The sequence below is a fragment of the Pyxidicoccus fallax genome, from assembly GCF_012933655.1.
GTDB lineage: Bacteria > Myxococcota > Myxococcia > Myxococcales > Myxococcaceae > Myxococcus > Myxococcus fallax.
Map to the genome: position 1 here is coordinate 1 of NZ_JABBJJ010000437.1, position 8,990 is coordinate 8,990.

General features: G+C 69.7%; 8 protein-coding genes. 5 read left to right on the top strand and 3 right to left on the bottom strand.

Translation table 11 applies throughout. From position 1 onward, the window contains the following. Positions 1–850: zinc-dependent alcohol dehydrogenase family protein (locus HG543_RS47995; RefSeq protein WP_169351680.1), on the top strand; the 850-nt coding region annotated here is incomplete at its 5' end. A gap of 48 nt (positions 851–898) precedes the next feature. Here the strand turns inward: HG543_RS47995 and HG543_RS48000 are convergent. From HG543_RS48000 to HG543_RS48010, 3 genes are all read right to left on the bottom strand, one after another. Next, positions 899–1,813, bottom strand: a complete 915-nt coding sequence (locus HG543_RS48000; protein WP_169351681.1) for a pyridoxamine 5'-phosphate oxidase family protein — start codon at positions 1,811–1,813, stop codon at positions 899–901. 19 nt (positions 1,814–1,832) lie between these two features. Next, positions 1,833–2,297, bottom strand: coding sequence for a VOC family protein (locus HG543_RS48005; RefSeq protein ID WP_169351682.1), 465 nt, complete (start codon positions 2,295–2,297; stop codon positions 1,833–1,835). Positions 2,298–2,436: 139 nt separating this feature from the next. Then, positions 2,437–4,035 carry a sigma-54-dependent Fis family transcriptional regulator gene (locus tag HG543_RS48010; RefSeq protein ID WP_169351683.1) on the bottom strand — a complete coding sequence of 533 codons (1,599 nt, stop codon included), beginning with the start codon at positions 4,033–4,035 and terminating at the stop codon, positions 2,437–2,439. Between the two features lie 177 nt (positions 4,036–4,212). On the opposite strand from HG543_RS48010, the gene HG543_RS48015 reads away from it, so the two are divergent. The 4 genes from HG543_RS48015 to HG543_RS48030 all read left to right on the top strand — a co-directional run bounded on the left by HG543_RS48015 (position 4,213) and on the right by HG543_RS48030 (position 8,701). Beyond that, on the top strand, positions 4,213–4,623 hold the full coding sequence (locus HG543_RS48015; RefSeq protein ID WP_169351684.1) for a nuclear transport factor 2 family protein: 411 nt from the start codon (positions 4,213–4,215) through the stop codon (positions 4,621–4,623). 163 nt (positions 4,624–4,786) lie between these two features. Then, complete coding sequence (locus HG543_RS48020; RefSeq protein WP_169351685.1) at positions 4,787–5,413, top strand: DUF47 domain-containing protein; 627 nt, start codon at positions 4,787–4,789, stop codon at positions 5,411–5,413. Position 5,414: 1 nt separating this feature from the next. Further along, the gene (locus HG543_RS48025; protein ID WP_169351686.1) at positions 5,415–6,440 is read left to right on the top strand and encodes an inorganic phosphate transporter; all 1,026 of its coding nucleotides are present in this window, start codon (positions 5,415–5,417) and stop codon (positions 6,438–6,440) included. Between the two features lie 248 nt (positions 6,441–6,688). Next, positions 6,689–8,701: a protein kinase domain-containing protein gene (locus HG543_RS48030; protein ID WP_169351687.1), complete on the top strand. Its 2,013-nt coding sequence runs from the start codon at positions 6,689–6,691 to the stop codon at positions 8,699–8,701. Positions 8,702–8,990: the final 289 nt, after the last annotated feature.

Here is an 8,990-nt window from a genome sequence, read left to right on the forward strand (position 1 = left end):
GACAGCCCACCCCTTCATCCCCGTGTCCGACGGCGCCGGTGAAGTGGTCGCCGTGGGAGCCGGCGTCACCCGCGTGAAGCCCGGTGACCGCGTCGCCCCCACCTTCTTCCAGACGTGGACCGACGGCCCGGCGACGCCGGAGAAGACGCGCAACGCCCTGGGCGGAAGCGTCGACGGCGTGCTCGCCGAGTACGTCGCCGTGGACGCCGAGGGGCTCGTCCACCTGCCCGAGCACTTCACCTTCGAGGATGGCGCCACCCTGCCCTGCGCCGCCGTCACCGCCTGGAACTCGCTCGTCCCCGAGGGCGGCCTCAAGCCCGGCCAGACGGTGCTCGCGCAGGGCACCGGCGGCGTGTCCATCTTCGCCCTCCAGCTCGCCCGCGCGCTGGGCGCCCGCGTCATCATCACCTCCAGCCAGGACGAGAAGCTGGAGCGCACGAAGAAGCTCGGCGCCGACGGCACCATCAACTACAAGAAGCACCCCAACTGGGAAGAGAAGGTCCTGGAGCTCACCGGCGGCCAGGGTGTGGACCACGTCCTCGAGGTCGGCGGCGCGGAGACCTTCCCCAGGTCCGTCCGCGCCACGCGGACCGGCGGGCACATCTCCCTCATCGGCATGCTCAGCGGCGGCTTCGCGAAGCCGGACCCCGCCCTCGTCGAGCCGAAGAAGCTCAACGTCCAGAGGACGTACGTGGGCAGCCGCGCCATGTTCGAGGACATGAACAAGGTCATCACCCAGCACAAGCTCAAGCCCGTCATCGACCGGACCTTCCCGTTCGCCCAGGCGCGCGACGCCCTCCGCCACATGGAGGCGGGCGCCCACTTCGGGAAGATTGTCATCACGTTCTGAGCCGCGACGGCCGGGCACCTCGCGCCACGTGCCCGGCCCCACCGTGACTCACCTCGGGTTGAAGCGGGAGTATTCGAGGAACCGCCAGCGCAGCGGCGTGACGCCGCGCGACTCGCGGACCTCCTCCACGTGGAAGTCCACCACCCGCTTCGCCCCCGCGTGCCGCGCCAGGCGCTCCGGCGCCCAGGTGGCTTGCGCCCTCCCCGTGAGCTGGAGCGTGCCGCCGCCCTCGAAGTCGATGAGCAGCAGCCCCGCGCGCGCGTCCAGCGCGAGGTTGCCCAGCGTGTTGAACATGTTGTTGCCGGCGTAGTCGGGGAACTCGAAGGAGCGCGCGTCGTGCACGCGCACGAAGCCCGGGTTGCCGCCCCGGTGCGACGCGTCCGCCCCGCCCTCCTCCGTGTGGGTGGCGATGAAGAACGTGTCCGCCCGCCCGAGCCACTCCCGCTGTGCCTCGGTCAGCTCCGTGCCGGAGTGCACCACCTCCGCCACGGCCTCGGGCGAGGGCTCCGACGGCGGCTGGACCTCCCGCGCCTGGATGTACTTCGGACAGAGCGAGTAGACGCTGCGAGGCCACAGGAGGAAGCCGCCCGTGGGCAGGGGCTCGGTGCGTCCCCGGGCCTTCATCCGGCGCCGAGTGGCCAATTCGATGCCCAGGAGCCCGACGTCGGACTCCTCCCGCAGCACCGCGTGGAGCGGATCTTCGCGCACGGGCTCCGCGAGCACCTGGAGCGAGTGCTCGTCCCGCACCGAGGCGAAGCCGGGCTCGCCCGTGAGCAGCGAGGCCCAGACCCGCCCGGAGTCCGGCACCCGCGAGGCCACCACCACCATCCGCTGCGTGCGCAGGAAGTCGCTCGCGGCCCGTGGAAACGTCGAGCCGATGGAGCGGCCCACGCGCTCCGCCTCCCGCACGGTGCCCTCGCGCTCCTGCACGGCCAATTCGCCTCGATGAAAGGGAGAACCCATGGCGGTGCCCTCGCTCCGGTTAGAAGAAGCCGCAGGACGGAGCGCCCGGCGTCGGCGCGGCGTGGCCCTCCGCGCCGGTGGGAGCGTAGATCTCCAGCCGCGTGCCGTCCGGGTCCTCGAAGAAGATGCCGCCCGAGCTCAGGCCCTCGCCGTGCGGCACGACGCCGTCGTGCAGGAAGGCCACGCCGAGCGACTTGAGCTTCTTCTCCACCTCCTTCACCTCGAACATGCCCTCCACCTGGAAGGAGAGGTGGTGCAGGCCGGCCCGATTGCGGTCGAACCGCTCCGTGCCCTGCGGCCAGAGGGCGAGCACCAGCCGCTTGCCCTCGCTGAGGAAGACGAACTCGCGCCCCTTCTCACGGGACTCGGCGGTGACCTCGAAGCCGAAGACGTCGCGGTAGAAGCGCGTGGAGCGCTCGAGGTTCGTCACGGTGATGCCGACATGGCCCGTCTGGAAGCTGCGGCCGTTCGCTGCGCTGCTCATGTGGGGACTCCTGAAGGACTCGGGTTGCCCCGCCCTCCATTGCAGCCCTCCGGCCAGCGCCCGGACGCGGGCCTCCCCCTGTGACTTCAAGCGCTTGCGGGCGTCCTCCGCTCCGGCGACCACCACGAGAACTCGTGGCTCACGACTTCTCGTGGCGGATTCCGAGGGCGCGGAGGCGGGAGGCCAGGGTGGTGGGCGCAAGTCCCAGCAGCTCCGCGGCACCTCCCGGGCCGTATACCTTGCCTCCCGCCGCGGCGAGCGCCGCGCGCAGGTTCTCCTGCTCGCGCTGGCGCCACTCCTTCTCCGTGAGGAAGGGCGCGCCCGGCACCGGCGTGGCCACCTTGCGCTCCCGCGTCGCGCCCGCCTCGGGCAACGCCCCCTCCAACCGCAGCCGCCCGCCGCGCGAGAGGATGACGGCACGCTCCAGCACGTTCTCCAGCTCGCGCACGTTGCCCGGCCAGTCGTAGCGCTGCAGCGCCTGCACGTGGGCCAGCGTCAGGCGCGGTGTCGGCAGCTTGAGCTTCGCGGAGAGCCGCCGCAGGAAGTGCTCGGCCAGCAGCGGAATGTCCTCGCGGCGCTGGCGCAGCGGCGGCACCTCAATCGGGAAGACGCTCAGCCGGTAGTAGAGGTCCTCGCGGAAGCGCCCCGCCGCCACCTCCGCCTTCAAGTCTCGGTTGGTGGCCGCGACGATGCGCACGTCCACCTTCCGGGTGACGTCCTCCCCCACCCGCTCGAAGGTGCCCTCCTGCAGCACGCGGAGCAGCTTGCCCTGCAGCTCCAGGGGAATCTCTCCCACCTCGTCGAGGAACAACGTGCCGCCGTCCGCGGCCTGGAAGCGGCCGGCCCTGTCCCTCAGCGCGCCGGTGAAGGCGCCCTTCACGTGGCCGAAGAACTCGCTCTCGAACAACTCGCGCGGAATGGAGGCGCAGTTGACGCGGATGAGGGGCCGCTCGCGGCGCGGACCGTGCTCGTGGATGGCGCGGGCGATGAGCTCCTTGCCCACCCCCGACTCACCGAGGATGAGCACGCTGGCGGTGGTGGCCGCCACGGGCTCGAGCTGTTGGAGCACCCGCTGCAACGCGGCACTGCGCCCCACCAGCTCTCCAAAAGACAGCGCGTCCTTCACCTCCTCGCGCAGGTAGTCGCGCTCCAGCTCCAGCTGTCCGCGCAGCCGCGCCACCTCCTCGAAGGCCCGCGCGTTGGCCAGGGCCACCGCCGCATGGTCCGCGAACGTGCGCAGCCACGAGAACTCCTGCGCCCCCAATACCCGCCGGCTGAACACCGCCAGCACGCCCAGCACGGCGCCCCGGAAGACGAGCGGCTGGCCCGCGAAGCTCTGGATGCCCTCGCGCCGCGCCCACTCGCCTCGCACCAGCCAGTCCGCCTGACCGCCCAGGCTCTGCAGGAGGATGGGCTCGCCGGTGGCGCCGATATGGCCCACCTTGCGCACCCCCAGCGGGAAGCGCCGGAACGCCCCGTCCAGCCGGGCCCACTCCTCTTCCGGCGACTCACGTGAGCCCCCCGCGCTCGCGGCCAGGTGCAGGCACCGGGTGCGGTCCGGGCACTCGGCGCGCATGGGGCACACGCCGCAGATGTCTCCAGGAGCAATGAGCCACAGCCGCGCCAGCGCCACGTCCGGCTGCGCCGCCAGGCCATGGACGATGCGCGCCAGCACCAGGTCCACCGAGCGGACCTGCGCCACGGCCAGCGCGATGGACTGAAGTGCCTCCGCGTACATGGCCTCTTCCTAGCCGGGTCCGCTCCCCACGCACCACGAACTCTCGCCACCACGAATCCTCGTGGTGACCTCGCGGAGGAAACGCCAGGAATTTCAAGAGGTTGTAATCCAACCCCAGAGGCACGGCGGGTGCACCGGGTGGGGTCTCCCCCGCTTCAAAGAGACAGGAGCAACCCGATGACCCCTCCCCTCCGCCCTCCCTTCAATGCCCACACCGCCCGCGCCAAGGTGCAGGCGGCCGAGGATGCGTGGAACAGCCGGGACCCCGAGCGGGTGGCGCTCGCGTACACGGTGGACTCCGAGTGGCGCAACCGCACGGAGTTCTTCCGGGGCCGTGAGGCCATCAAGGACTTCCTCCGCCGCAAGTGGGCGAAGGAGCTCGACTACCGGCTGATGAAGGAGCTGTGGTGCTTCACCGACAACCGCATCTCGGTCCGCTTCGAGTACGAGTGGCACGACGCCGCAGGCCAGTGGTTCCGCACCCACGGCAACGAACACTGGGAGTTCGATGAAGCAGGACTCATGCGCCGCCGCGACATGAGCGCCAACGACATCCCCATCTCCGAGACGGAGCGTCGCTACCGCTGAACCGCGCCGCTCCCCTGCCGTCCCCCACGGGCAGTGAAATAAAAGGAACTGTGACGATTCTCCCCAGGTAGGGTAGTCACGGGCGCGAAACGGGGGCGTCACGACCACGTGACGCCTCCAAAGGAATGCCTCGCCTGGACTCCCAGGCGGCCTGGAGGGACGGATGCTCGAGAAGTTGATGCCCAAGTCGGATGAGTTCTTCGACGACTTCGACAAGCAATGCGCCGTCACCGTACAGGGCGCCAAGATGCTGCACGAGCTGTTGAGCGACTACCGGGACGTGGCCACGCGGGTGCAGGCGCTCAAGGACATCGAGCACCAGGGCGACGAGGTCACCCACACGGCCTTCAACCGGCTGCACCAGCAGTTCATCACCCCGTTCGACCGCGGGCAGATCCACACGCTGCTGTCGCGCATCGACGACGTGCTGGACCTGACCAACGCCGCGGCGGCGCGGCTGCACTACTACGAAATCCAGACCAGCCTGCCGGACGCCACGGAGCTGGCGCGGCTGCTGGTGCTGAGCACGCAGAAGGTGCAGGAAGTGGTGGCCGCGCTGCGGCTCATCAAGAAGCCGGAGCAGATTCTGGCCGGCTGCAAGGAAATCAAGAAGCTGGAGTCCCTGGCGGACGACGCGCTGCGCTCCGGCGTGGGGCGGCTCTTCAAGAGCGGCGTGGATACCCTCACGGTCATCAAGTGGAAGGAGATCTACGACCTCATCGAGACGGCCACGGACAAGTGCCAGGGCGTGGCGAACATCATCGAAGGCGTGGTGCTGGAGCACTCCTGAGATGCTACTCACCGCCGTCATCATCATCGTCGCGGTCGCGCTCATCTTCGATTTCATCAATGGATTCCACGACGCGGCGAACTCCATCGCCACCGTGGTGTCCACGCGCGTGCTGTCCCCCAACCTGGCCGTGGCCTGGGCCGCGTTCTTCAACTTCATCGCGGCCTTCGCGGGGGGTGTCCATGTGGCCAACACCATGGGCAAGGGCATCATCAACTTCGAGATGCTGCGGGCCCAGGGCTCGTCCGCGGTGCTCGCGGTCATCTTCTCGGCGCTGATGGGCGCCATCGCCTGGAACCTGCTGACGTGGTGGTGGGGCCTGCCGTCCTCCTCGTCGCATGCGCTGGCGGGGGGGATGATTGGGGCCACGCTGCCGGTGCTGGGCTTCGGAGGACTCGTCGGCTCGGGCATCGCGAAGATTGCGTCCTTCATCGTGCTGTCGCCGCTCATCGGCATGACGCTGGGCATCTCGCTGATGGTGGCGAGCACGTGGACGGTGCACCGTCAGACGCCGCTGCGCGTGGATGCGTGGTTCCGGCGACTGCAGCTCGTGTCGTCCGCCATCTTCTCGTACAGCCACGGCACCAACGACGCGCAGAAGGTGATGGGCATCATCGCGGTGGTGCTCTTCGGCACCATCTGGAAGGACCGCCCGTTCCACATCGACTGGTGGATGATCATCTCGTGCCACGCGGCCATCGCGCTGGGCACCTTCTTCGGGGGCTGGCGCATCGTCCGGACGATGGGGCACAGCCTGACGAAGCTGGCGCCCATCGGCGGCTTCAGCGCGGAGACGGGGGGCGGCGTCACCATCATCGCGCTGGCGGAGCTGGGCATCCCGGTGTCCACCACGCACACGATTACCGGCGCCATCGTCGGCGTGGGCTCCACCAAGGGCTGGCGCGCCGTGAAGTGGGGCGTCGCCGGCCGCATCATCTGGGCGTGGGTGTTCACCATCCCCGCAGCCGCCCTGATGGCGGTGCTCGTCTACGGGCTCACCCAGCTCGTCGTGAAGCTCGTGGGCTGAGCGCCCCCTCGTGGAGGCCCCTCCTGCTCAGGGGCCTCCCGAGCCGGAGTCCCCGCAGTCGCCTGCCTGCTCCACGTCCAGCACAACACATTCACACGTGTGTCACACATGCGGTTTGCCCTCAGTCCCGGGCAGCGCTGACCCATGTGATTCCGCTCGGACATCATGACATCGTAGCCTTGCGCCAACACTGGAAGACGGGATGAGCCCACGGCCAGGGCGGGGGACGCGCATCTCCAGGTGGAGTCATGTCCGGACAGACGATTGGTGGCAGGTATGTGCTGGAGCGGAGGATTGGTGGTGGTGGCATGGGCGCCATCTGGCTGGCGAGGGACGCGCAGCTCCAGCGCAACGTGGCCGTCAAGCTGATTGCGGCCAAAGCCTCCGTCCATGCCGCCTCGGCGTTCCGGTTCTTCGAACAGGAAGCCAAGGCCATCGCGCAGCTGCACCACCCCAACGTGGTGCAGGTGCACGACTACGGCGTGGACGCGGGCGTCCCCTACATCGTCATGGAGTTGCTGGAGGGCGAGAACCTCGAGACGCTCCTGGAGCGCCGGGGACGGCTCCCACCCTCCACCGTGGCGGCGCTCCTCAAGCCCATCTCCCGCGCGCTGGCGGCGGCCCACGCGGCCGGCATCGTCCACCGGGACCTCAAGCCCGCCAATCTCTTCCTCGCGCGCGTGGACGGCGAGGAGGTGGTCAAAGTGCTGGACTTCGGGCTCGCGCGGAAGATGGCCACACCCGGCCAAGGCGACCCGGGCCTCACCTCGGGTGAGCTGGCCGGGACGCTGCGCTACATGAGCCCGGAGCAGCTGCGCGCCGACCCCCGCGTGGACGCCCGCAGCGATGTCTGGTCGCTCGCCGTGGTGACGTACCGCGCGCTGACGGGCCAGTTCCCCTACAACACCGACGCCGTCCAGGCCCTGAGCCGGGGCGCGTTCCGCCCTCCCGCCGTGCCCGTCTCCACCCTCGTGCCGGAGCTGGGCGCCGAGGCAGACGCCTTCTTCGCCCGCGCCCTGCATCCGGACCCGGAGCAACGCTTCGGCTCCGCCCGCGAGCTGGCCGCCGCCTTCGCCACCCTGGTCGAGGTGAAGCCCTCCACGCGGACCGCGAAAATCCTCGTCGTCGACGACGAGCCCGACGTGGAGCTGCTGATGCGCCAGCGGCTGCGCCGGCAGCTGCGTGAGTCCATCTACACGCTCGTCTTCGCCGCCAACGGCGAGGAGGCGCTGGAGAGGCTGCGCCAGCATCCGGACACGGACGTCGTCCTGTGCGACATCAACATGCCCCGCATGGACGGGCTCACGTTCCTGTCCCGCGTCGGCGAGGTCAGCCCGCTCGTCAAGGTGGTCATCGTCTCCGCCTACAGCGACATGAAGAACCTCCGCATGGCGATGAACCGCGGCGCCTTCGACTTCCTCGTCAAGCCCATCAACTTCGAGGACCTGACGTCCACGGTGGCCAAGGCCGTCCAGCACGTGGGCGAGCTGCGCCGCGCCGTCCAGTCCACCGAGGAGAACCAGGTCCTGCGGATGTTCGTCCATGGCGGCATCCTGGAGCGGGTGCTGCCCCTGGTCCGCGCGCCAGACGCCCTGGCGGGCGAGCGTGTGGAGGCCAGCATCGCCTTCATCGACGTGCACGGCTTCACGAACGTGACGCGCAACGAGGCGCCGGAGGTCGTCCTCCGTCGGCTCAACGCCAACTTCGAGGTCATCGTCCCGGAGGTGATGGTCCGCGCCGGCATGGTGGAGCGCTTCATCGGTGACGCCGTCATGGCCGTCTTCCGGGGCGAGGGGCACCTCGCCCGCGCGCTGGACGCGTGCCTCGTCATCCGCCAGCAGCTCCACTCCCTGGCCTTCCGCTGTGGCGATGACTCACCCTACGCGCACGGCGTCAGCATCGGCCTCGACTCCGGCCCGCTGGTGTCCGGCAGCGTGGGCGCCCAGGAGTCGGGCCGGCTGGACTACACGCTTCTGGGAGACGTGGTGAACACCGCCGCCCGGCTCGCCTCGGTGGCCGCGCGCGACCAGATTCTCATCAGCGACGGCACGCGCCGGCAGGTGGAGACCGACTTCGAGTGCCACTCCGTGGGAGAGCAGCACCTGCCCGGCCGGGTGGGCACGATGGTCCTCCACGACGTGGTGGGCCGCCGAACGCAGCAGGTCACCGCGTCGGAGCCCACCGCCTCGGTGGCCCAGCCCGCCAACTCGGCCCCCGGAAGCCAGGAGCGGGTCCCGCTCGCCGCCGACTCCGGCGAGTAGGCAGGAGGGCGCCCTTCCTGGCCCCGTCTTGACTTGGCCGCGCCAGTTCAGCCAGCCTTTCACTCCGTGAGCGTTTCCAACCGGAGCATCGTGCGGTGCGAGGGACTGATGTCCTCCGCCCCCGTGCGCCCGGAGACCGCTCGCGCCGCCACCACTACCACCACCACTACCACCACCCGCGGAGCGCGGGCGGTCTAGCTCGGAACCCGAAGGTTTCCAGCCAGGCCCCGCGCTCTCCAGCGCGGGGCCTTTTCGTTTTTCCACGCCACCCCCCAGGAGCCCCATGAAG